Origin of the sequence: Pseudomonas sp. (assembly GCF_036404235.1) — a bacterium.
Classification (GTDB): domain Bacteria; phylum Pseudomonadota; class Gammaproteobacteria; order Pseudomonadales; family Pseudomonadaceae; genus Aquipseudomonas.
This window is the reverse complement of the sequence record NZ_DASWOT010000177.1, coordinates 17,477-39,355: the sequence shown is the minus strand read 5'-3', so window position 1 is coordinate 39,355 and position 21,879 is coordinate 17,477. Positions and strand designations below refer to the sequence as shown.

The 21,879-nt window shown below is 58.1% G+C and carries 21 protein-coding genes; 18 read left to right on the top strand and 3 right to left on the bottom strand.

Annotated features, from left to right (window positions below; translation table 11 throughout):
• Positions 1-62 precede the first annotated feature (62 nt).
• Positions 63-2,816, bottom strand: a complete 2,754-nt coding sequence (locus tag VGC62_RS22455; protein WP_331189271.1) for a response regulator — start codon at positions 2,814-2,816, stop codon at positions 63-65.
• Positions 2,817-3,034: 218 nt separating this feature from the next.
• On the opposite strand from VGC62_RS22455, the gene VGC62_RS22450 reads away from it, so the two are divergent.
• The 7 genes from VGC62_RS22450 to VGC62_RS22420 all read left to right on the top strand — a co-directional run bounded on the left by VGC62_RS22450 (position 3,035) and on the right by VGC62_RS22420 (position 11,494).
• On the top strand, positions 3,035-3,766 hold the full coding sequence (locus tag VGC62_RS22450) for a response regulator transcription factor (protein WP_331189270.1): 732 nt from the start codon (positions 3,035-3,037) through the stop codon (positions 3,764-3,766).
• On the top strand, positions 3,759-5,123 hold the full coding sequence (locus VGC62_RS22445) for a sensor histidine kinase (protein WP_331189269.1): 1,365 nt from the start codon (positions 3,759-3,761) through the stop codon (positions 5,121-5,123). The genes VGC62_RS22450 and VGC62_RS22445 overlap by 8 nt, the downstream gene beginning before the upstream one ends.
• A gap of 176 nt (positions 5,124-5,299) precedes the next feature.
• Positions 5,300-6,202 (top strand): cysteine synthase CysM, encoded by a 903-nt coding sequence (cysM, locus tag VGC62_RS22440; protein ID WP_331189274.1) that lies wholly within the window; start codon positions 5,300-5,302, stop codon positions 6,200-6,202.
• Positions 6,202-7,557, top strand: coding sequence for a 23S rRNA (uracil(1939)-C(5))-methyltransferase RlmD (rlmD, locus tag VGC62_RS22435; protein WP_331189268.1), 1,356 nt, complete (start codon positions 6,202-6,204; stop codon positions 7,555-7,557). Before cysM ends, rlmD begins: the two co-directional genes overlap by 1 nt.
• 162 nt (positions 7,558-7,719) lie before the next feature.
• Positions 7,720-9,963, top strand: a complete 2,244-nt coding sequence (relA, locus tag VGC62_RS22430) for a GTP diphosphokinase (RefSeq protein WP_331189267.1) — start codon at positions 7,720-7,722, stop codon at positions 9,961-9,963.
• Between the two features lie 126 nt (positions 9,964-10,089).
• Complete coding sequence (gene mazG / locus VGC62_RS22425) at positions 10,090-10,923, top strand: nucleoside triphosphate pyrophosphohydrolase (RefSeq protein WP_331189266.1); 834 nt, start codon at positions 10,090-10,092, stop codon at positions 10,921-10,923.
• 28 nt (positions 10,924-10,951) lie between these two features.
• The gene (locus VGC62_RS22420; protein WP_331189265.1) at positions 10,952-11,494 is read left to right on the top strand and encodes a DUF2058 domain-containing protein; all 543 of its coding nucleotides are present in this window, start codon (positions 10,952-10,954) and stop codon (positions 11,492-11,494) included.
• 107 nt (positions 11,495-11,601) lie between these two features.
• Here VGC62_RS22420 and VGC62_RS22415 read toward each other — a convergent pair whose 3' ends face one another.
• Both VGC62_RS22415 and VGC62_RS22410 read right to left on the bottom strand, forming a co-directional pair.
• Positions 11,602-11,784 (bottom strand): DUF3110 domain-containing protein, encoded by a 183-nt coding sequence (locus tag VGC62_RS22415; protein WP_331189264.1) that lies wholly within the window; start codon positions 11,782-11,784, stop codon positions 11,602-11,604.
• Between the two features lie 293 nt (positions 11,785-12,077).
• A complete protein-coding gene (locus VGC62_RS22410; protein ID WP_331189263.1) occupies positions 12,078-12,656 on the bottom strand; it encodes a nucleoside triphosphate pyrophosphatase in 579 nt (192 codons plus the stop codon).
• Positions 12,657-12,762: 106 nt separating this feature from the next.
• Between VGC62_RS22410 and VGC62_RS22405 the strand changes: the two genes are divergently transcribed.
• The 11 genes from VGC62_RS22405 (at position 12,763) to VGC62_RS22355 (ending at position 21,812) form a co-directional block, all read left to right on the top strand.
• Positions 12,763-13,290 carry a YceD family protein gene (locus VGC62_RS22405; RefSeq protein WP_331189262.1) on the top strand — a complete coding sequence of 176 codons (528 nt, stop codon included), beginning with the start codon at positions 12,763-12,765 and terminating at the stop codon, positions 13,288-13,290.
• 13 nt (positions 13,291-13,303) lie between these two features.
• Entirely contained in the window at positions 13,304-13,486 is a 183-nt protein-coding gene (rpmF, locus tag VGC62_RS22400) for a 50S ribosomal protein L32 (protein WP_002552688.1), read from the top strand.
• 4 nt (positions 13,487-13,490) lie between these two features.
• Complete coding sequence (gene plsX, locus VGC62_RS22395) at positions 13,491-14,498, top strand: phosphate acyltransferase PlsX (RefSeq protein ID WP_331189261.1); 1,008 nt, start codon at positions 13,491-13,493, stop codon at positions 14,496-14,498.
• Between the two features lie 153 nt (positions 14,499-14,651).
• Positions 14,652-15,590, top strand: a complete 939-nt coding sequence (gene fabD, locus VGC62_RS22390; protein ID WP_331189260.1) for an ACP S-malonyltransferase — start codon at positions 14,652-14,654, stop codon at positions 15,588-15,590.
• A 15-nt stretch (positions 15,591-15,605) separates the two neighbouring features.
• Positions 15,606-16,346, top strand: coding sequence for a 3-oxoacyl-ACP reductase FabG (gene fabG / locus VGC62_RS22385; RefSeq protein ID WP_331189259.1), 741 nt, complete (start codon positions 15,606-15,608; stop codon positions 16,344-16,346).
• 184 nt (positions 16,347-16,530) lie between these two features.
• Positions 16,531-16,767: an acyl carrier protein gene (acpP, locus tag VGC62_RS22380; protein WP_002552692.1), complete on the top strand. Its 237-nt coding sequence runs from the start codon at positions 16,531-16,533 to the stop codon at positions 16,765-16,767.
• Between the two features lie 127 nt (positions 16,768-16,894).
• On the top strand, positions 16,895-18,139 hold the full coding sequence (gene fabF / locus VGC62_RS22375) for a beta-ketoacyl-ACP synthase II (RefSeq protein ID WP_331189258.1): 1,245 nt from the start codon (positions 16,895-16,897) through the stop codon (positions 18,137-18,139).
• Positions 18,136-18,954, top strand: a complete 819-nt coding sequence (gene pabC, locus VGC62_RS22370; RefSeq protein WP_331189257.1) for an aminodeoxychorismate lyase — start codon at positions 18,136-18,138, stop codon at positions 18,952-18,954. The genes fabF and pabC overlap by 4 nt, the downstream gene beginning before the upstream one ends.
• Positions 18,955-18,957: 3 nt before the next feature.
• A complete protein-coding gene (gene mltG, locus VGC62_RS22365; protein ID WP_331189256.1) occupies positions 18,958-20,169 on the top strand; it encodes an endolytic transglycosylase MltG in 1,212 nt (403 codons plus the stop codon).
• A 19-nt stretch (positions 20,170-20,188) separates the two neighbouring features.
• Positions 20,189-20,833, top strand: a complete 645-nt coding sequence (tmk, locus tag VGC62_RS22360) for a dTMP kinase (protein ID WP_331189255.1) — start codon at positions 20,189-20,191, stop codon at positions 20,831-20,833.
• Complete coding sequence (locus VGC62_RS22355; protein WP_331189254.1) at positions 20,826-21,812, top strand: DNA polymerase III subunit delta'; 987 nt, start codon at positions 20,826-20,828, stop codon at positions 21,810-21,812. Before tmk ends, VGC62_RS22355 begins: the two co-directional genes overlap by 8 nt.
• The last annotated feature ends 67 nt before the right edge of the window (positions 21,813-21,879 follow it).

Here is a 21,879-nt window from a genome sequence, read left to right as displayed (position 1 = left end):
TGCGCATGGAGTCATCCTAAAAGTGATTGCGGTCTCCTACGGGAAATATTCGCCCCGTACGCCTAAGCGCTCACCCGCGCCTCGATCGCCACACGAGTAATGGCCTTATCCAGTTCATCCAGCGCTGCGTCGATCTCGGGGGCGTCTTGCTTGAGCAGGGTTTCGCTGCGCTGACAGGCTGCACGCAACTGCGGCACGCCACAATAGCGGGTTGCGCCGTGCAAGCGGTGGACGCGTTCGATCAGGCCAATGTGATCCTTGGCATTACGCGCCACGCGGATGGCTTCACGGTCTGTGTCCAGCGAGGCCAGCAGCATCGCCAGCATGTCGGCGGCCAGGTCCGCTTTGCCCGCCGCCAGACGCAAACCCTCCTCATGATCCAGCACTTGCAGGTTTCCCGTGCCATGGGCGATTTCCGGGTGACGCTCAGGTGCTTGATTGCGCAGCGCCAGGCCGGTCCACTTAAGCACCACCTGCGCCAACTGTCGTTCGCTAATAGGTTTGGTCAGGTAATCGTCCATGCCACTTTGCAGCAGGGCGCGTTTTTCATTAGCCATGGCGTGGGCGGTGAGGGCCACTATCGGCAGTGAAGTGCTTTGTCGCTCGGCTTCCCAGGCTCGGATCGCCTCGGTTGCCTGCCGCCCGTCCATGCCGGGCATTTGCACATCCATCAGTACCAAATCGAAGGCCTCTTCCTGCACTGCCTGCACCGCAGCATAACCACTGTCGACCGCCATCACCTTGGCACCCATGTCTTCCAATAAGGTCTGGACCAGCAATAGATTCGCCGGGTTATCGTCCACGCACAGCAGTCGTGGAGGGCGACTGTTCAGCGGTTCGGTCGCTTCACTGCGTTGCTGTTTAGGCTGGATCAGCTCCGATAGGCTGCGGCGCAACTTGCGTGTACACGCAGGTTTGGCCTGCAACTGGGTGTAGGCCTCTGGCACCGATAGCTGATACAGCACTTGTTCGGTGGTCGGGCATAGCACCAATACTTTGCAATCGAGATTTTCCAGGTCCCAGATTTGCTGGCGCAGCCGCTCAGGCGGTAATTCGTGGGCTGTGACTCCGAGCACGGCAAGGTCGATGGCGTGGGGTGTTTGATGCACCACGGTGACGCCATTGATCAGGTTTTCCAGGTTGTTGAACACCATCGGTTGCAGGCCGCAGTCTTCCAGTTGGTGCTCCAGTGCCTGGCGCGCGAGGTCGTGGTATTCCAGCACCGCTACCCGGCGCCCCAGCAGCGGCGGGGCGGGCAGGTCGTCGATGTCGTTGCGAGTCTTTGGCAGGCTTAGACTGATCCAGAACTCCGAGCCTTCGCCCGGCGTGCTGTCAACGCCGATTTCGCCGCCCATCTGTTCGATCAGGCGCTTGGATATCACCAGCCCTAAGCCGGTCCCGCCCGGTTGCCGGGACAACGAATTGTCAGCCTGGCTGAAGGCTTGAAACAGCGCGCGCACGTCTTGGCTCGACAGGCCGATCCCGGTGTCCTGCACGCTGATACGCAGTTGCACATGATCGATCTGGTCGTCTTCGATCATCGCGCGGGCAACGATGGTTCCCTCGCGGGTGAATTTGATCGCGTTGCTCACCAGGTTGGTCAGGATTTGCTTGAGTCGCAGCGGGTCGCCTATCAGCGACAGGGGGGTATCGCGATAGACCAGACTGACCAATTCCAGCTGTTTGGCGTGAGCGGCGGGAGCGAGGATGGTCAGCGTATCTTGCAGCAGGTCGCGCAGATTGAACGGAATTGCATCGAGTACCAGCTTGCCAGCCTCGATCTTCGAGAAGTCGAGGATCTCGTTGATGATGCTCAGCAGGCTGTCGGCGGATTTTTCGATAGTGCCCAGGTAATCATGCTGACGCGGTGTCAGTTCGCTTTTTTGCAGCAGATGGGTAAAGCCGAGAATGCCGTTGAGTGGCGTGCGGATTTCATGGCTCATGTTGGCCAGGAATTCAGATTTGATCCGGCTTGCCTCAAGGGCTTCCTTGCGCGCCAGGTCCAGCTCGATGTTCTGGATTTCAATGGTTTCGAGGTTCTGTCGCACGTCCTCGGTGGCCTGTTCGATGCTGTGTTGCAGTTCTTCCTGGGCATTCTGCAACGTGGCGGCCATGCGATTGATACCCGAACCGAGTTCGTCCAGTTCATGGCTACCCATGGGCGGCAGACGTGCTTCGAGATTGCCATCCTTGAGTTGGGCGACGACGTGTTTGATCTGGGTGATAGGGCCGTTGATGGTGCGGCTCATGCGCAACGCGAGGATGGCCGTTAGCGCCAGACCGGTGGCGATCAGCAGCAAACTGGCGAACAAGCTGCGATAGCCGCGCAACAAAGTACCGTTGTGGGACAGTTCCAGTTCGACCCAGCCGAGCAGACGGTCGGCTTCTTGCGGAACGATGTCGCCGGTGAGATGGCGCTGGCGTCCTAATACCGGCATCAAGTAGCGCGTGGCGTCGTTGTCCGAGCGCTGCAACAGGTGGATGCTGTTACCGACGGGGGCCTGATTGAGCATGCTGGGCCCTGCATGGGCCAGTACATTGCGATCAGCATCGAGAAACGACACGGCGCGCACATCGGCTTGTTCCAGCGCCTGTCCAGCGATGCGTTCGAGCAAGGCTTTGTCGGCGTGAGCCAGAGCGTTCGCCGACAACGGCGCCAGCTCATTGGCGATCATTTCGCCGCGTCTGAGCAACTGAGCTTGTAACTCCGACAGCTGCATCCAAGTGAAATAACCGCCCAGCACCACCGCCATCAGACAGACCGGCACAATGGTCAGCAGCATTACACGGCTTTTGATGCCCAGTTTGCTCAGCACAAATTTTCTCCAACAACACAGCACACGATTAGGCAAAAGCGGCCCCGCGCAGCCCGTTACACGCGGTGGTAATTGCGCAGTGTAGACAGTTGTCGGTCGAGAATCGCGGCAAATTGATCAAGCAGTACCTACTGTATCCGCACCTGGACGACAGCCTGTCTTGCTCACAGCGGTGCAATCTTGAATAATCGCTGACTGAGAATAAGTTGCAGAAGCTAATGACTCCCGAAACCATTTACCGCCCCAGTGTGCTCGCCATCGAGGATGACCCCGTACTCGGGGCATTTGTCCATGATCAGCTTGACCGCTTTGGTTTTCAGGTGACCTGGTGCCAGAACGGCACGCAAGGACTTGCGTGTGCTCAGAGCCAGCCATTCGACGTGGTGCTAATGGACATTTTGCTGCCGGGCATGAATGGCCTGGATATCCTCAAACACCTGCGACGCGAGCAGGCGACGCCAATAATCCTGATGTCGGCGCTGGGTGCCGAGGCTGATCGCATCACCGGGTTTCGTAACGGCGCCGATGATTACCTGCCCAAGCCCTTCAGTGTCGACGAACTGCGGGTGCGCATCGAAGCAATTTTGCGCCGGGTAGCGCTGGAACGGCGTTTCAGCACGCCTTCACTAGGCCCGCAGGATCGCGCTGCAGATCAACTGTCGTTTGATGAGGCAAGCCTGGACGTCAGTTTTGCTGATAGGCGCGCCGAGCTGACCCGCAGCGAGTATCGGCTGCTGGACACCTTATGGCGCCATCCCGAAGAGGTCCAGAGCAAAGCCTTCCTTTATCAGCACGTGCTGCAGCGTGGGTATTCCCAGCATGACCGCAGTCTGGATATGCATGTCAGCCAGATCCGTCGCAAGCTCAAGGCCATCGGCTATGAGGGGCGCCAGGTACGCACGGTGTGGGGCAAAGGATATGTGCTGACCGCAGTCGAACACGATGCGTAAAAACGCTCGTCTACCGGGCAAGTATTCGCTGTTCTGGAAACTGGCTGTTTTGCTGGTGGGTTTCTGCCTGCTGATGATCTGGCTCAGCTTGTCGTGGGGGCGTTACGTAGAAGATCAGAATGCCTACCTGTCCGACACCGCGCGCCAGACTCTTGTCGGTTACGCCGCCCAAGCCGAGCAAGCCTGGCGTGCAGACGGTCAGCGGGGTGTCGATGACTGGCTGCGGGAAATCAGGCGTCATGAGCCTGGCTGGGTGGGTGTGATCGGTAACAATCTGCAATCGCTGAGCAGTGTGCCGCTGACCGATGAGCAATTTCAACGTCTGACCTTCCTGCGCGGTGTGGACTGGCCGACCAGTCGTCGTCAGAAAACCATGCCCTGGCTGAAACTCCCGTTCCCCAACACGCCGGGTGCGGGCAGCCTGGTGATTGAACTGCCGCAGCGTTTCCAGCCGGGTCGTTACACCATGGCGTGGCAGATGTTGACCAATGTTCTGGTGCCGGCGCTGTTCACCTTGTTGTTTTGCATCGGTTTATACCGGCTGCTGATTCGCCCGCTTAATCAGCTGCGTGAACAGGCCAATGCCTGGCGTGCGGACCGACTGTCCGATCGGCTGTCGCCGCAATTGACCGGTCGTAAAGATGAGCTGGGTGAGTTGAACCGAGCTTTCGATCACATGGCCGAGCGTTTGCACTCCACGGTCTTCATTCAGCAGCAATTGCTGCGTGACATGTCTCATGAGCTGCGCACACCGTTGAGCCGCTTGCGAGTGGCCTGCGACAGCGAGCAGAGCATGGGCGAGTTGCGCGACCGTCTGAGTCGCGAGGTCGATGGCATGCAACGGCTGGTGAACGACACGCTGCAATTGGCGTGGCTCGACACTGAGCGGGAAAAACTGCCCGCCGAAGACATTCAAATCGTCGCACTATGGGAAATGCTGGTAGAGAACGCCTGTTTCGAAAGTGGCTGGTGTGCCAGGCAGTTGCCCTGTGATGTGGCCCCATCATGCTGGGTGCAGGGCCACTTGAACAGCTTGGCACAGTCCTTGGAGAACATTCTTCGCAACGCCATTCGTCACTCGCCCAACGATGGCATTGTCTGCCTGGGTGGGCGTCGGGAGGGCGACGACTGGCTGCTGTGGCTGGAGGATCAGGGCGGTGGCGTGGATGAACATGACCTGGAGCGAATCTTCGCCCCGTTCATCCGCCTCGACGGCGCCCGCCCCGGCAATGGCGGCTTTGGGCTTGGATTGAGCATTGCGCGCAATTCGTTGCGCCTGCAAGGCGGCGATATGTGGGCAGAGAATGGGGCGCACGGGTTACGCATAAACATGCGTTTGCGTGCGCGGGCATTCTGACGTTGAGTCCGGTCGCATTGAGTTCGCCGGCAATCCGCGTCTTTTGGGGGGCGGCGACCAAATTCGAAGAGCGCTGTTATGCCTGTTCGCTATATCAACCTTACTTTGCGTGATATGGCCTCGCGAAGATTGCCGGTATGATAGGCGACCCCCGCAGTCTGGATTGCGAAGCCGCCATGACCCTGCAGTATCAAACCATCGCCGATTGCATCGGCAACACCCCGCTGGTGCGTCTGCAACGCATGGCCGGGAGCACCACCAACACCCTGCTGTTGAAGCTTGAGGGCAACAATCCGGCTGGCTCCGTCAAGGATCGCCCGGCGATGTCGATGATCACCCGTGCCGAACTGCGCGGTCAGATTCACGCCGGCGATACCCTGATCGAAGCCACCTCAGGCAATACCGGCATTGCTTTGGCCATGGCTGCGGCGATCAAGGGTTATAAAATGATCCTGATCATGCCGGACAACTCCAGCGCCGAACGCAAGGCCGCGATGACGGCCTATGGCGCCGAGCTGATTCTGGTGAGCAAGGAAGAAGGCATGGAAGGCGCCCGTGATCTGGCCGAGCGTATGCAGGCTGAAGGTCGTGGCAAGGTGCTCGATCAGTTCGCCAATGGCGACAACCCTCAAGCGCATTACGTTGGCACTGGCCCGGAAATCTGGCGGCAGACCGAAGGCACCATCACCCATTTCATCAGCTCCATGGGGACCACGGGGACGATCATGGGTACTTCGCGTTATCTCAAGGAGCAGAACCCGAACATCCAGATCGTCGGCCTGCAGCCCATGGACGGCTCGGCTATTCCGGGCATCCGTCGCTGGCCGCAGGAATACCTGCCGAAGATTTATCAGGCTGACCGCGTCGACCGTATCATTGATATGGCGCAGGGCGAGGCCGAAGACGTGATGCGAAGATTGGCCCGTGAAGAAGGTATTTTCTGTGGCGTCTCGTCGGGCGGCGCTGTGGCGGGCATGTTGCGCCTGTCCCAGGAAGTCGAACATGCGGTCATGGTCGCGATCATCTGTGACCGTGGCGACCGTTACTTGTCGACCGGCGTCTACGATGCGCCCAACTGATGGCCAAGCATGAGAGAGGCCTGCGTTTCCAGCCCACGGGCGGCACCCGGACAACGCAGGTCCCGACCGGCAAAAAACAACGCCTGAAAATCGAGCGGTTGGCCAATGACGGTCGTGGTATTGCGTTTGTCGAAGGTCGTACCTGGTTTGTCGCGGGCAGTCTGGCCGGTGAGGAGGTCGAAGCCCGAGTGCTGGGCGCCCACGGCAAAGTCGTTGAGGCGCGCACCGAACGTGTGTTCGAGCCAAGCCCGATGCGCCGTCCCGCACCCTGTGTGCATTTCGGGCGGTGTGGCGGTTGCAGTGTTCAGCAGATGCCCCATGAAGAACAACTTGCCCTCAAACAGCGCATGCTTGCCGAGCAGTTGAGCCGGGTCGCCGGTATCGAGCCTGAGGAGTGGGCTGCGCCATTGAGTGGGCCTGAATTTGCTTACCGTCGACGCGCTAGAGTCGCGGTCCGCTGGGACGTCAAGGCCAAACGCCTGGACGTTGGTTTTCGCGCAGCATCCAGTCAGGACATCATCGGCATCGATGAATGTCCGGTGCTGGTACAAGCCTTGCAGCCGATCATCACGGCGTTACCGGCGATGCTTCGTCGCTTGAGCACGCCTAAGGCGCTGGGTCATGTGGAGTTGTTCCACGGCTCGGCCACGGCAGTATTGTTGCGCCACATGGCGCCGCTTTCGGAGAACGATCTGGCAATTTTGCAGGCATTTTGTGAAACCCATGATGCGCAACTCTGGTTGCATGGCGAGCACGGACCGCAGCCGCTGGACCCGTCCCAGACGCTGGGTTACCACCTGGCGCCGTGGGCCTTGCAACTGGCTTATCGTCCTGGGGATTTCGTACAGGTCAATGAGGCGGTCAATACCGCAATGATCCAACAGGCGCTTGACTGGCTGGCGCCGCGTGAAGACGAACGAGTGCTGGACTTGTTCTGTGGGCTTGGTAACTTCGCCTTGCCACTGGCGCAAAAAGCGCGCGAAGTGGTCGCCGTCGAAGGTGTCGCGACCATGGTCGAGCGTGCTGCCGAGAACGCCGTGAGCAATAACTTGCACAATGTGCAGTTTCATCAGGCGGATCTGTCGCAGCCGCTTGACACCGCCAGCTGGGCGGAGGACGGTTTCTGCGCTGTGCTCCTTGATCCACCGCGTGACGGTGCGTTTGAGGTGATCGGCAAGCTCAAGGCATTGGGCGCCGAACGGCTACTTTATGTGTCATGCAACCCTGCAACTTTGGCGCGTGACAGTGTCGAACTGATTCAACAGGGCTACCGATTAAAACGTGCCGGAATCCTCGATATGTTCCCGCAGACAGCGCATATCGAGGCGATGGCGTTATTTGAAGCGAGTAAGTGAGGGATACGGCTCCAGGATTTGAGCCGAACCACACACGGAGTCTCGTTTAATCTGACTGACCCGCGTACGCACAGCTCTTGCTTTTGCCCGACAAGAAGCGTCCGCTCAAAAATGTCAGCGACTGATGGCGCATTTCATCGCGCCGTATGGAAGGTAAGTGACATGGTACAGGTGAGAGCACACCAGCCGATAAACACCGACGGCAGTATCAATCTGGACGCGTGGCTCGACCACGTTGTCAGCGTCGATCTCGCAGTGGATCGACAAGCGTTAAAAGAGGCCTGCGAATTTGTTCGGGAAGCCGAGCAGCAGGACAACGCTGCCAAGAACCTCTGGGCGGAGGGCACGTCGAGTTTTCAGACGGGCCTGGAAATCGCCGAAATTCTGGCCGATCTCAAGCTCGATCAGGACTCCTTGATCGCGGCCGTGATCTACCGTGGCGTGCGCGAAGGCAAGATTCCATTGCCCGATGTCAGCGAGCGCTTCGGCCCCACCGTAACCAAACTGATCGATGGTGTGTTGCGCATGGCGGCGATCAGCGCCAGCCTCAGCCCGCGTCAGTCGCTGGTGCTGGGCACTCAGGCCCAGGTCGAAAACCTGCGCAAGATGTTGGTAGCAATGGTCGACGATGTTCGCGTGGCCTTGATCAAGCTGGCCGAGCGCACCTGTGCGATCCGTGCGGTGAAGAACACCGACGACGAAAAACGCAACCGGGTCGCCCGGGAAGTTTTCGACATCTATGCCCCCCTCGCGCACCGGCTGGGTATTGGCCATATCAAATGGGAGCTGGAAGACCTGTCTTTCCGCTACCTTGAGCCTGAACAATACAAACAGATCGCCAAGCTGCTGCACGAGCGTCGTCTGGATCGCGAACGCTTCATCACCGATGTGATGAGCCAGCTAGAGAACGAACTGTTAGCCACCGGCGTCAAGGCCGACATCAGTGGTCGGGCCAAACATATCTACTCGATCTGGCGCAAAATGCAGCGTAAAGGTCTGGAGTTCAGCCAGATCTACGACGTGCGCGCGGTGCGTGTACTGGTCCCGGAAATGCGCGATTGCTACACCGCATTGGGGATCGTCCACACCCTGTGGCGGCACATTCCCAAGGAGTTCGACGACTACATCGCCAACCCCAAGGAAAACGGTTATCGCTCTCTGCACACTGCTGTCATCGGGCCGGAAGGCAAGGTGCTGGAGGTGCAGATTCGTACCCACGCGATGCACGAAGAAGCCGAGCTCGGCGTGTGCGCCCACTGGCGTTACAAGGGCACCGACGTCAAGGCCAGTTCCAGCCATTACGAAGAGAAGATTTCGTGGTTGCGCCAGGTCCTGGAGTGGCACGAAGAACTGGGTGATATCGGCGGTCTGGCTGAACAGTTGCGGGTTGACATCGAACCGGACCGCGTCTACGTGTTCACCCCGGACGGCCACGCCATCGATCTGCCCAAGGGCGCAACCCCGCTGGATTTCGCTTATCGCGTGCATACCGAGATCGGTCACAACTGCCGTGGCGCCAAGATCAACGGGCGCATCGTGCCGCTCAACTACAGCCTGCAGACTGGTGAACAGGTCGAGATCATCACCAGCAAGCACGGTACGCCGAGCCGGGACTGGCTGAACTCGAACCTGGGCTACATCACCACCTCGCGGGCGCGGGCGAAGATTGTTCACTGGTTCAAATTGCAGGCGCGCGATCAAAACGTCGCCGCAGGTAAAACGCTGTTCGAGCGCGAGTTGGCACGTCTGGCACTGCCACAGGTGGACTTTGAGAAGCTGGCCGAAAAGGCCAATTTCAAGATCGCCGAAGACATGTTCGCCGCTTTGGGCGCAGGCGATTTGCGTCTGGCGCAATTGGTCAATCTGGCGCAACAGTTGGTCGAGCCAGAGCGCGGCAACGAGCAACTGGAGCTGATTCCGCGCAAGGCCACCGGCTACAAGCCGGGCAAACGCGGCGATATCCAGATTCAGGGTGTCGGCAATTTGATGACGCAAATGGCCGGCTGCTGCCAGCCGCTGCCGGGCGATGCGATTGTTGGTTATATCACCCAAGGGCGGGGTGTGAGCATTCACCGCCAAGACTGCGCCTCAGTGCTGCAACTGGGTGGGCGCGAGCCAGAGCGGATAATCCAGGTCAGTTGGGGGCCGGTGCCGGTGCTCACCTATCCGGTGGACATCATCATCCGCGCCTACGACCGTTCCGGTTTGCTGCGTGACGTCTCCCAGGTTCTGCTCAACGAGCGGATCAACGTGCTAGCGGTGAATACCCGCTCGAACAAGGAAGACAACACCGCGCTGATGTCACTGACCATCGAGATCCCTGGGCTAGATGCGCTGGGGCGTTTGCTGGGCCGGATTTCGCAGTTGCCGAACATCATTGAGACGCGGCGTAATAGAACGCCATGAAAGCGACGCGAACCTGTAGGAGCCAACTTGTTGGCGAAGGGTTGAAGCGGTGTGCCAGTCACGCTGCTTCGCGAACAAGTTCGCGCCTACAGGGTTTTGGTCAGTCCTGAGTTGAATTGGAACCCCATGTACACACTCCAAGACCTGCTCCACCTGATGGCTCGTCTGCGCGACCCGGAGTTCGGTTGCCCGTGGGACGTCAAGCAGAGCTATGCGACGATTGTCCCGCATACCCTGGAGGAAGCCTACGAAGTGGCCGACGCCATTGAGCGCGGCAACTTCGATGACCTGCGCGCAGAGTTGGGTGATCTACTATTCCAAGTGGTGTATTACAGCCAGTTGGCGCGGGAGGAAGGACGCTTCGAGTTTGACGGCGTAGTCGATGGCATCACCCGCAAACTCATCCGACGCCACCCACACGTATTCCCCACCGGTGATCTGTACGCGCCGCTGGAAACCCCGCGCCTGAGCGAAGACCAGGTCAAGCAACGCTGGGAACAGATCAAGGCCCAGGAGCGTGCGGAAAAAGCCGATGTGCCCGAGCAATTGTCTTTACTCGATGATGTGCCCACCGTGCTGCCGGCCTTATCGCGTGCAGCCAAATTGCAGAAGCGTGCGGCACAGGTCGGGTTCGACTGGCCAGACGCATTGCCGGTGATCGACAAAGTGCGCGAGGAATTGGACGAAGTTCTCGAAGCCATGGCCAGTAACGACCAAGAAGGCATCGCCGAAGAAGTCGGTGATCTTCTGTTTGTGGTGGTCAATCTGGCCCGTCATCTGAAAGTCGACCCGGAAAACGCCCTGCGTGCGGGCAATAGCAAATTTGAACGCCGTTTCCGTTTTATCGAACAGGCATTGCGCGACACCCAGCGTCCCATCGAAGATTGCACCCTCGAGGAAATGGACGCGCTCTGGGGCGAAGCCAAACGTCAGGAAAAGAACACGCCCGGTTGCGGCTGAGTGCGATTGTTAAAGAGAGAGATTAAAGATGGCGGGTATTTCACTTCGCGACCAATTGCTCAAAGCAGGTCTGGTCAACGAAAAGCAGGCCAAACAGGTCACCAAGAACAAGCAGAAAGAGCAGCGCCTGGTACACAAAGGTCAGGCGGTGGCCGATGACACGCAAAAGCGTGCCGCTCAGGAAGCGATGGCCGAGAAGGCCAAGCGCGATCAAGAGCTCAATCGCCAGCAGCAGGAAAAGGCCGAACAGAAGGCCCGTTCCGCGCAGGTCAAGCAATTGATCGAAGCGACACGCCTACCCAAGCTGACCACCGAGGACTACTACAACTTCGTCGACGACAAGAAGGTCAAGCGCCTGTCGGTCAATCCACTGATGCGCAGCAAGCTGAGTAACGGCTCGTTGGCCATCGTCCATCATGGTGGCAGTTATGAAGTGATCCCGCGGGAGGCGGCGATGAAGATCCAGGAGCGCGATCCGCGCCGGATCGTCATGCTCAGTGAGCCGACTGAAGAGGTCGATGGCGACGATCCGTATGCTGCCTACAAGATTCCTGACGATCTGATGTGGTGACAGTCGACTCTCTGTAACCACCTGTGGACGTGCGCCAGTCACCAGCTTGCTAAAAACAAAACCCGCCGAGGCTGGTTTTGTTTTGGCAGCCATTGGCAACGATCGAGCTACACAGAAAACCGTGTCCTTTCCTGCTCTTGCAGCTCTGCTGCGTAACGCTGTGCGTCCGATTCTTGATGGAACATCCCTACCAGTTGGTCTTGTTGGCGCACATCCCAGATTTGAATGCCATCTGCGATGCTTTCATGAGAGATATGGGCGTCATCGCGTTCAGTAACAGTTACCGTCATATTGAAAACTCCTGACTCTTTGAAATCTGCGGCAGGGTGTCGCAGGTCTCTTTTATAGATTTTGATAGTCAGCTAAGTAAATGGTCGGTTTCTGTAAAGGTTAATTTCTGAAAGCGCAATAATCTGCGCATAGCCTGCGCTTTAAGGGGCTGCGGTGTTTTGTCGCACCCCGTTAAGGGCAATGAAGAAAATTTCATGTTTATTCCGCGCACGCGAAACACCATGACACCAGCAGTTGCCTCATTAACACGCGGCTAAAAAGCGCAATGCTGCTCTGATCAAATGAACAGACCCTAGGGTAATTCGATGCCTTCGTTCAGCAACATGTCCACCAGCCTTATTAAAGGCAGGCCGATGAGGCTGGTGGCGTCGGGGCCTTCGGTGGCGCGGAACAGGCTGACGCCGAGTCCTTCGGCTTTGAAGCTGCCTGCGCAATCGTAGGGCTGCTCGGCATGCAAGTAGCGCTCAATGCGCGCTTGATCGAGAACACGCATATGGACGGTGAAGCTCACGCAGTCAACCTGGCAATGGCCGGTGTTGCTGTTGAGGAGCGCCAGGCCGGTAAGGAAGGACACGCTTTTGCCGCTGCTGGCTGTAAGCTGTTGCCGGGCGCGCTCGAAGCTGTGAGGTTTGCCGAGAATCTGCTCGTCCAGCACAGCTACCTGATCGGAGCCGATGATCAGATGGCTGGGGAAGCGTGCCGCCAGCGCATGGGCTTTGTCCCGAGCAAGGCGCTGTACCAGTTCGACAGCAGACTCATCGACGCGCTGGCTTTCATCGATGTCCGGCGACGCGCAGACGAACGGCAGGCGCAGACGATCAAGCAGTTCACGGCGATAAGGTGAGCTGGAAGCGAGGAGTAAAGGCAGCATGAGGTTCTCCATAACATGAAAGTCGAGTGTAATCAGTGGCTCGCGCTACGAACAGGCAGGAATTTCCTTTGACACTTACAAGGCTCGTCCCTAGAATGCTGCGCCTATGTTGAATGACCCGATTCCACCTCACGTTGACCCGCGCAAATTAGCTGACCGTGGCACTACTCTTCAGGGAGAGCTGCCGCTGGCTGATTTGGAGAGACTCTGCGACACGCTTGCTGACAATCTCGGTACAGTGCAGGCGAAATTCGTTTTTGAGCGAGACGAGCGTCGGTCTGTGGTAATCCACAGCACCATCGACGTCGAAGTCAAAATGGTTTGCCAGCGTTGTCTTGAGCTGGTCACCCTGCCGATCCACAGCGAATGCAGTTATGCCGTGGTGAAGGAGGGTGCAAACACCCAGTCGTTGCCGAAAGGCTATGACGTTCTGGAACTCGGCGAAGATCCATTGGATCTGCTGGCATTGATCGAGGAGGAGCTTTTGCTCGCCTTGCCCATTGTGCCTTTGCATGATCCGAAAGAATGCCAGCAGCCGGTGGGCCTCGATAAGCCCGAGCCGAGCGAGGACGAGGTATCGCGGTCCAACCCGTTCAGTGTATTGGCGCAGTTAAAGCGTGACCCAAACGTTTAGGAGTTAATCAATTATGGCTGTTCAGCAGAACAAAAAATCCCGCTCTGCCCGTGACATGCGTCGTTCGCACGACGCTCTTGAGGCAAGCACTCTGTCTGTGGAAAAGACCACCGGTGAAATTCACTTGCGTCACCACGTATCGCCAGAAGGCGTATACCGTGGCCGTAAAGTGATCGATAAGGGCGCTGACGAGTAATTTCTTGTCCGCTCCGGTCATCGCGATCGACGCAATGGGCGGGGACTTCGGTCCCCGCAGCATTGTTCAGGCTTGTATTGCCTGCCTGTTTGCTACCCCCTCGCTTCATCTGACCCTCGTCGGTCAAGCCCCTCTTCTTGAAGAACTGATCGCCCGTTATTCCGGCGTAGATCGCTCACGCCTGCTCGTCGTCAACGCTAATGACGTCGTTACCATGGATGATCGGCCGTCTCAGGCGCTGCGAGGCAAACCGGATTCGTCAATGCGCGTCGCACTGCAGCTGGTGGCCAACGGTCAGGCGCAGGCCTGCGTCAGTGCGGGAAACACAGGTGCCTTGATGGCTCTCTCCCGGTTTGTACTCAAGATGCTTCCTGGTATTGATCGCCCTGCAATGGTTGCCGCTATTCCCACGCAGCGGGGTTATTGCCAGTTGCTCGACCTGGGGGCGAATGTCGATTGCAGCGCGCAACACCTGTATCAGTTCGCGGTGATGGGGTCGGTGGCTGCCGAAGCGCTTGGGGTCTCACGTCCCAAGATCGCACTGCTCAATATCGGCACCGAGGACATCAAAGGCAATCAGCAGGTCAAGTTAGCCGCCAGTTTGTTGCAAGCCGCCCCGGGTCTCAATTACATCGGCTTCGTTGAGGGCGACGGGGTCTATCGTGGTGAGGCTGACGTGGTGGTGTGCGATGGTTTTGTCGGCAACATCCTGCTCAAGTCCAGCGAAGGGTTGGCGACGATGATTGGCGAACGTATAGAAACCCTGTTCAAGCAAAATATGTTCTCCAGGGCCGTCGGGACACTGGCGCTGCCTTTGCTCAGGCGTTTGAAGGCGGACCTTGCGCCAGCGCGGCATAATGGCGCGAGTTTTCTCGGGTTGCAGGGCATCGTGGTGAAGAGCCACGGCTCGGCGGGCGCCCAAGGTTTTCAGAGTGCGATTCAGCGTGCGCTCATAGAAATTCAGGAAAACCTTCCGCAACGCCTTCATGGGCGTTTGGAGGCGTTGCTCTAGGCGGCTCCAGTACCTGCGTAAGACGTGGTCTCCGCTAAAATGTGACGCCAGTGACTGGTCGGTCATCCAAATGACCACTGTTTCGCATAGAATTTCTCGCGCGCGGCCAAGGCCGAGCGCTTATTTTGACGGCAATAATCAGGGGCTTGTTTAATGTCTGCATCCCTCGCATTCGTCTTTCCAGGTCAAGGCTCGCAGTCACTCGGCATGCTTGCCGAGCTGGGGGCGCAGTACCCATTGATCCTGGAGACCTTCAAAGAAGCCTCCGATGCTTTGGGTTACGACCTCTGGGCATTGACCCAGGAGGGGCCGGAGGCACAGCTCAATCAGACCGACAAAACCCAGCCGGCGATCCTCACCGCGTCTATCGCGTTGTGGCGCGTATGGTTGGCTGAAGGTGGAGCGCGTCCTGCATTTGTCGCCGGCCACAGCCTCGGCGAATACAGTGCGCTTGTGGCGGCTGGCAGCCTGTCCCTGGCAGATGCCGTAAAGTTGGTTGAGCGTCGTGGTCAGTTGATGCAAGAAGCCGTGCCGGCAGGGCAGGGGGGGATGGCGGCGATTCTTGGGCTTGATGATGCCGAGGTGCTCGCCGCTTGTGCCGAGGCAGCTCAGGGCGACGTGGTCAGCGCGGTCAACTTCAACTCGCCGGGCCAGGTTGTCATCGCCGGTGCTGCGGCTGCTGTCGAGCGCGCTATCGAGGCTTGCAAGGCGCGTGGCGCCAAGCGTGCCATGCCGCTGCCGGTGAGCGTGCCGTCGCACTGCGAGCTGATGCGACCTGCCGCCGAGCGCTTTGCCGAAGCCGTTTCTGCCATCGACTGGCAGGCGCCCAATATTCCTCTGGTACAGAACGTTAGTGCCAGTGTGGTTCGCGATCTGGACACGCTGAAGACCGATTTACTGCAACAGTTGTACAAACCTGTGCGCTGGGTCGAGTCGATTCAGGCATTGGCCGCCAACGGTGCGCTGCAACTGGTCGAATGCGGACCAGGCAAAGTATTGGCTGGTCTGAACAAGCGCTGCGCCGAAGGCGTGACGACTTACAATCTCAATACCCCAGACGCTTTCGCCGCCACCCGCGCGGCGTTGGCTTGATAAGGAGACGCTTGCATGAGCCTGCAAGGTAAAGTTGCGTTGGTCACCGGTGCCAGTCGTGGTATTGGTCAAGCCATTGCGCTGGAATTGGGCCGTAACGGCGCGACGGTTGTCGGTACCGCCACGTCCGAAGCGGGTGCTGAGCGCATCACTGCCAGTTTCAAGGAAAACGGTATCGAGGGCTTCGGCCTGGCGCTGGATGTTTGCAGCGACGAATCCGTGAGTGCGACCCTGGCATTGATTCAAGAGCGTGTCGGTGTACCGTTGATCCTGGTCAATAACGCCGGTATCACCCGTGACAACCTGATGATGCGCATGAAAGATGACGAATGGCACGATGTCATCGATACCAACCTAACCAGTCTGTATCGCCTGTCCAAGGGGGTTTTGCGTGGGATGACCAAGGCTCGTTGGGGTAGAATCATCAGCATCGGCTCGGTAGTGGGTGCCATGGGCAACGCAGGCCAAGTAAACTATGCCGCCGCGAAAGCGGGACTGGAAGGTTTCAGTCGCGCCCTGGCGCGTGAAGTGGGTTCGCGGTCAGTCACCGTGAACTCGGTCACTCCCGGTTTTATCGATACCGATATGACTCGCGAGCTGGCGCAGGCACAACGTGATTCCCTGACGACCCAGATTCCCCTGGGGCGACTGGGGCAGGCAGAAGAGATCGCGCACGTGGTCGCTTTTCTTGCTTCGGAAGGTGCAGGCTACGTTACTGGGGCTACAATCCCCGTTAACGGCGGCATGTACATGTGATAGCCCGCTTCAAAAAAAGTCATACGGGCTGTCTAAAATCCGTTATAAAGCTGAAATCTATTAATGGGCAGAGGGCGATGGGCGAAGCAGGAATTGCGTTTAGCTTGAAATACGCAAAACCTCTTCTATACACTTACCCATCGGCCAGCTGCCTGAATTTGTCCACTAGGAGTTAAAACACGGTATGAGCACCATCGAAGAGCGCGTCAAGAAAATCGTTGCCGAACAACTTGGCGTCAAATCTGAGGAAGTCGTGAACACAGCTTCCTTCGTTGAAGACCTGGGTGCCGACTCCCTTGACACTGTTGAGCTGGTCATGGCTCTGGAAGAGGAATTCGAGACCGAAATCCCTGACGAAGAAGCCGAGAAGATCACCACTGTTCAAGCTGCTATCGATTACGTTACCAGCCATCAGGCGTAACCGTTTGTAATCGTCGCTTGCTGTCGTGGAAAAACCGCACTGCCTTCCGGCGTGCGGTTTTTTCTTCGTGCGGTTTTTCTTCAAGAAACCCTGCAGCGTGTCGTTATTAGAAAAAAAGGAGAGTCCTGTGTCGCGTAGACGCGTCGTGGTCACCGGTATGGGTATGCTGTCGCCATTGGGCACTGATGTGCCAAGTACCTGGCAAGGCATTCTGGCTGGCCGCAGTGGCATTGGCCTTATCGAGCACACGGATCTTTCAGCTTACGGCACCCGCTTCGGCGGTTCAGTGAAAGGCTTCGATGTCGAGCAATACCTGTCGGTTAAAGAAGCTCGCAAACTTGACTTGTTCATTCAGTACGGGCTTGCGGCCGGTTTTCAGGCGGTTCGCAATGCCGGTCTTGAAGTCAACGATGCCAATCGTGAGCGCATCGGCGTGGCGATGGGCTCGGGCATTGGTGGCCTGACCAATATCGAAGAGACCAGCCGTACTCTTCATCAATCGGGCCCTCGAAGGATTTCACCGTTCTTTGTGCCGGGTTCGATCATCAACATGATTTCCGGTTTCCTGTCGATCCACCTTGGCGCACAGGGACCCAACTACGCCATCGCCACAGCGTGTACGACCGGTACGCACTGCATCGGTATGGCTGCGCGCAATATCGCGTACGACGAAGCCGATGTGATGATTGCAGGCGGCGCCGAGATGGCGGCCTGCGGTCTGGGCATGGGGGGGTTCGGTGCTTCGCGCGCGCTCTCCACGCGTAACGATGATCCCGCCCGGGCAAGCCGTCCGTGGGACAAAGGCCGTGACGGTTTCGTTCTGGCCGACGGTGCTGGCGCGTTGGTTCTTGAGGAGCTGGAGCATGCGAAAGCGCGTGGCGCCACGATTTATGCCGAACTGATTGGTTTCGGCATGAGTGGCGACGCATACCACATGACTTCGCCTCCGGACGATGGCGCGGGCGCAGCACGCTGCATCACCAATGCGCTGCGTGACGCAAAGATCAACATCGAGCAGGTGCAATACATCAATGCCCACGGCACCTCTACCCCGGCGGGTGACCTGGCAGAAGCGAATGCCATCAAGACAGTGTTTGGCGACTACGCACGCTCGCTGGCTATCAGTTCGACCAAATCGATGACCGGGCACTTGCTGGGAGCAGCCGGTGCGGTAGAAGCAATCTTCAGTGTCCTGTCGATCAACGGTCAGGTTGCACCGCCGACCATTAACCTCGATGAGCCGGACGAAGGGTGCGATCTGGACTTCGTACCGTATGAAGCCCGCAGCATGCCGATTGATGTGGTGTTGTCCAACTCGTTCGGTTTTGGTGGTACCAATGGCTCACTGGTGTTCCGTCGGTTTGCCGAATGACACTGTGCTGGGTCGATGGCAGCCCGGCCGATGCTCTTTGCGTCAAGGATCGAGGCTTGGCTTACGGTGATGGTCTGTTCGAGACCATTCTGGTCAAGTCGGGGCAGCCGTTGTTGTTCGAGCGTCATCTGCAGCGTTTGGCGTCTGGCGGTCAGCGTCTGACGCTGGCGCTGGATCTGGCGATTATCCGGCGCGAATGCATGGCCTTTGCGCAGCAGATGGGCGAAGGCGTGATGAAGCTGATCGTCACGCGTGGCGACGGTCAGCGCGGTTATGCGCCAACACCTGACGCGCCACCTCGGCGCGTGCTTCAAGGCAGTCTCCTGCCAGCCTACCCTGAACGTAATGCTGAACATGGCATTCGCCTTTTTTCGTGTCAGACACGGCTTGCCGAGCAGCCTTTACTGGCGGGGCTCAAGCATCTCAATCGCCTTGAACAGGTTATTGCTCGGGGCGAATGGCAAGATGCCGAGCATGCAGAAGGCCTGATGCGTGATACATCCGGTCGCATTATCGAAGCGGTGTACAGCAACCTGTTTCTGGTCAAAGACAACATGTTGCAGACCGCAGACCTCAGCCGCTGTGGCGTAGCGGGTGTCATGCGTGCAGAGCTACTGGTCCAGGCGCAGGCAGCGGGTATCTGCGTCAAGGTTGTAGACCTGCAGATGGCCGATCTTGAGCAGGCCGATGAAGTGTTCGTCTGCAACAGCGTCTATGGGATCTGGCCCGTTTGCGCTTTCGAGCGCCAGAACTGGCTCGTTGGTCCACTCACCCGTAAACTGCAAAATCTTGCCCGCAGGCTTCTGGATATCTGATTTGTGATCCGAAAATTATTGGTCTTGCTGGAGACGGTGGTTGTTCTGGCGGGGTTGTCATTAGGGCTGGCTTTCTGGCAGCAGAGCATCGCTCTGCATCAACCTTTGAATCTGACCCAGGAACAACTGTTGGACGTACCGCCGGGCTCCTCGCCGACCGGCGTGCTCAATCGTCTTCAGGCGGAGGGTGTCATCAAGGACGCGTTCTGGTTGCGGCTTTATTGGCGCTTCAATCTCGCCGAGCAATCGCTGCACAGCGGTGAATACCGCATGACGCCCGGTATGGATGCAAGGTCGCTGCTGACATTGTGGAAGAAAGGCGAGGTCGTGCAGTACAGCCTGACGCTGGTCGAAGGCTGGAATTTTCGTCAGGTTCGCGCTGCGCTCGGCAAGCAGGTCAAACTTGAACAGACCTTGACCAACCTGAGTGATGGCGAATTGATGGCCAAGCTAGGGCATCCTGATGTATTTCCGGAGGGGCGGTTCTTCCCGGATACCTACCGCTATGTGCGCGGCATGACCGATGTGGAATTACTCAAGCAGGCGTATAACCGTCTCGACGAAGTGCTCAAGCAAGAGTGGGACAAGCGTGCCGCCGAGGCTCCCTATGCCAACCCCTATCAAGCATTGATCATGGCCTCCCTGATTGAAAAGGAAACCGGCGTACCGCAAGAGCGTGGACAGATCGCTGGCGTGTTTGTACGACGCCTGCAACAAGGGATGCTGCTGCAGACCGATCCTACGGTCATCTATGGGCTTGGCGAACGCTACACCGGTAAGTTGACTCGTGCTTTTCTCAAGGAAGCCACGCCCTACAACACTTATGTAGTTTCCGGTTTGCCGCCGACGCCGATTTCGATGGTTGGGCGTGAAGCGATCCATGCCGCACTGAACCCGGTGGCGGGCAGTAGTCTGTATTTTGTCGCCCGTGGCGATGGTACTCATGTGTTTTCCGCCGATTTGGATGCGCATAATGCTGCGGTGAAAGAGTTCCAGCTCAAGCGTCGTGCCGACTACCGTTCCAGCCCGGCACCGATCATGGTTCCGGCGCCGACAGTTGACCCTGTATCGCCAACCGGGCCAGTTACACCTGCTGACGAAGCGATGCCTGAGCCCGAGAATGCCACGTCGCAGCCATCGCAGCCCGCGGACATTCCAGCGATCCCCAACGACTCTGGCGACAAATCTGAAAAAGCCGGGGAGACTCCACAATGAATCTGATGAAGGACCGCCTGTGACCGGCTTGTTTATTACCCTGGAAGGCCCGGAAGGTGCCGGTAAAAGCACCAACCGTGAATACCTTGCCGAGTGCCTGCGCGGTCACGGTGTCGATGTGCTGTTGACGCGTGAGCCAGGCGGCACGCCATTGGCCGAGCGGATTCGTGAATTGCTATTGGCGCCAAGCGACGAAGTCATGAACGCCGATACAGAATTGCTGCTGGTATTCGCGGCACGAGCACAACATTTGGCCGAAGTCATTCGGCCAGCGCTGGCGCGTGGAGCGGTGGTCTTGTGCGACCGATTTACCGATGCCACTTACGCCTATCAGGGAGGCGGCCGAGGTTTGTCTGTCGAGCGGATTGCCTCGCTTGAAAATTTTGTCCAGGGCGCCTTGCGTCCGGATCTGACGCTGATGTTCGACTTGCCGGTCGAGATCGGGCTGGAACGGGCAACGGCGCGTGGTCGGCTGGATCGTTTTGAACAGGAAGGTCGCGCGTTCTTTGAGGCGGTGCGCAGCACCTATTTGCATCGTGCTGCGGCGGCCCCCGAGCGTTATCGTTTGGTGAATGCCGCGTTGCCCTTGGTTGAAGTCCAGTCGTCTCTCGATCGACTGCTGCCCGAATTGTTGAGTCTGCTCGCGGAACGTCGACATGCCTGAGGCGTATCCCTGGCAGGAGAGTCTGTGGCAGCAAATGGCCGGGCGGGCCCAACATGCGCACGCCTATCTGCTGCATGGGCCGGTGGGCATTGGCAAGCGGGCTTTGGCTGAGCGCCTGATGTATCGACTGCTGTGTCAGCGGCCGCTGGGGCTCGACGCGTGTGGTGAGTGCAAGTCCTGTTTGTTGTTGGCCGCAGGAAGTCATCCCGACAATTACGTGCTTGAACCTGAAGAGGCCGACAAGGCGATCAAGGTCGATCAGGTCCGCGATCTGGTCAGTTTCGTGGTCCAAACGGCGCAGATGGGCGGACGCAAGGTCGTCCTGATCGAACCCGTCGAGTCGATGAACATCAACGCCGCCAACGCATTGCTCAAGAGTCTTGAGGAACCATCGGGAAATACCGTTCTGCTTCTGGTCAGTCATCAGCCGAGCCGTTTGCTGCCAACTGTTAGAAGTCGTTGCGTGCAACAAGCCTGTCCGTTGCCAAGCCAAGCCATGAGCTTGGCCTGGTTGGCTGATGCGTTACCCGGCTCCAGCGAAGGCGAGCGGGTGCAATTGCTCACGCTGGCTGCCGGTTCGCCGCTGGCGGCCGTGAGCCTTCAGGCTCAGGGTGTTCGCGAACAACGTGCGCTGGTGGTCGATGGCGTCAAGAAGCTGCTTAAACAACAGGCCTCTCCCACACAGTTGGCAGAAGGTTGGAAGGACATACCGCTGTTGTTGCTGTTCGATTGGTTCTGCGACTGGTCGCATTTGATCCTGCGCTATCAACTGACCCAGGATGAAGACGGGCTGGGGATGGATGACATGCGCAAGGTGATCCAGTACCTCGCGCAGAAGTCCGCTCAAGGCAAAGTGCTGTCAATGCAGGATTGGGTGTTGGCGCAGCGCCAGAAAGTCTTATCCAAAGCCAACTTGAATCGAGTGCTGTTGCTCGAAGCGTTATTGGTGCAGTGGGCAGCGCTGACCGGCAGAGGTTAGACTGGCCCACGCTGTATACGAAATCAGGATCATTGCTAGGGTCTGTTGACGTTTCGTCGCGGCCACA

What these genes read in the sequence shown, in the direction of transcription:
- VGC62_RS22355 (WP_331189254.1), top strand. Translation starts at nt 20,826, where the DNA reads ATGCCTGAGGCGTATCCCTGGCAGGAGAGTCTGTGGCAGCAAATGGCC.
- VGC62_RS22445 (WP_331189269.1), top strand. Translation starts at nt 3,759, where the DNA reads ATGCGTAAAAACGCTCGTCTACCGGGCAAGTATTCGCTGTTCTGGAAA.
- fabD (WP_331189260.1), top strand. Translation starts at nt 14,652, where the DNA reads ATGTCTGCATCCCTCGCATTCGTCTTTCCAGGTCAAGGCTCGCAGTCA.
- VGC62_RS22415 (WP_331189264.1), bottom strand. Translation starts at nt 11,784, where the DNA reads ATGACGGTAACTGTTACTGAACGCGATGACGCCCATATCTCTCATGAA.
- mazG (WP_331189266.1), top strand. Translation starts at nt 10,090, where the DNA reads ATGTACACACTCCAAGACCTGCTCCACCTGATGGCTCGTCTGCGCGAC.
- rpmF (WP_002552688.1), top strand. Translation starts at nt 13,304, where the DNA reads ATGGCTGTTCAGCAGAACAAAAAATCCCGCTCTGCCCGTGACATGCGT.
- fabG (WP_331189259.1), top strand. Translation starts at nt 15,606, where the DNA reads ATGAGCCTGCAAGGTAAAGTTGCGTTGGTCACCGGTGCCAGTCGTGGT.
- cysM (WP_331189274.1), top strand. Translation starts at nt 5,300, where the DNA reads ATGACCCTGCAGTATCAAACCATCGCCGATTGCATCGGCAACACCCCG.
- pabC (WP_331189257.1), top strand. Translation starts at nt 18,136, where the DNA reads ATGACACTGTGCTGGGTCGATGGCAGCCCGGCCGATGCTCTTTGCGTC.
- VGC62_RS22405 (WP_331189262.1), top strand. Translation starts at nt 12,763, where the DNA reads ATGTTGAATGACCCGATTCCACCTCACGTTGACCCGCGCAAATTAGCT.
- VGC62_RS22450 (WP_331189270.1), top strand. Translation starts at nt 3,035, where the DNA reads ATGACTCCCGAAACCATTTACCGCCCCAGTGTGCTCGCCATCGAGGAT.
- acpP (WP_002552692.1), top strand. Translation starts at nt 16,531, where the DNA reads ATGAGCACCATCGAAGAGCGCGTCAAGAAAATCGTTGCCGAACAACTT.
- VGC62_RS22420 (WP_331189265.1), top strand. Translation starts at nt 10,952, where the DNA reads ATGGCGGGTATTTCACTTCGCGACCAATTGCTCAAAGCAGGTCTGGTC.
- VGC62_RS22410 (WP_331189263.1), bottom strand. Translation starts at nt 12,656, where the DNA reads ATGCTGCCTTTACTCCTCGCTTCCAGCTCACCTTATCGCCGTGAACTG.
- relA (WP_331189267.1), top strand. Translation starts at nt 7,720, where the DNA reads ATGGTACAGGTGAGAGCACACCAGCCGATAAACACCGACGGCAGTATC.
- rlmD (WP_331189268.1), top strand. Translation starts at nt 6,202, where the DNA reads ATGGCCAAGCATGAGAGAGGCCTGCGTTTCCAGCCCACGGGCGGCACC.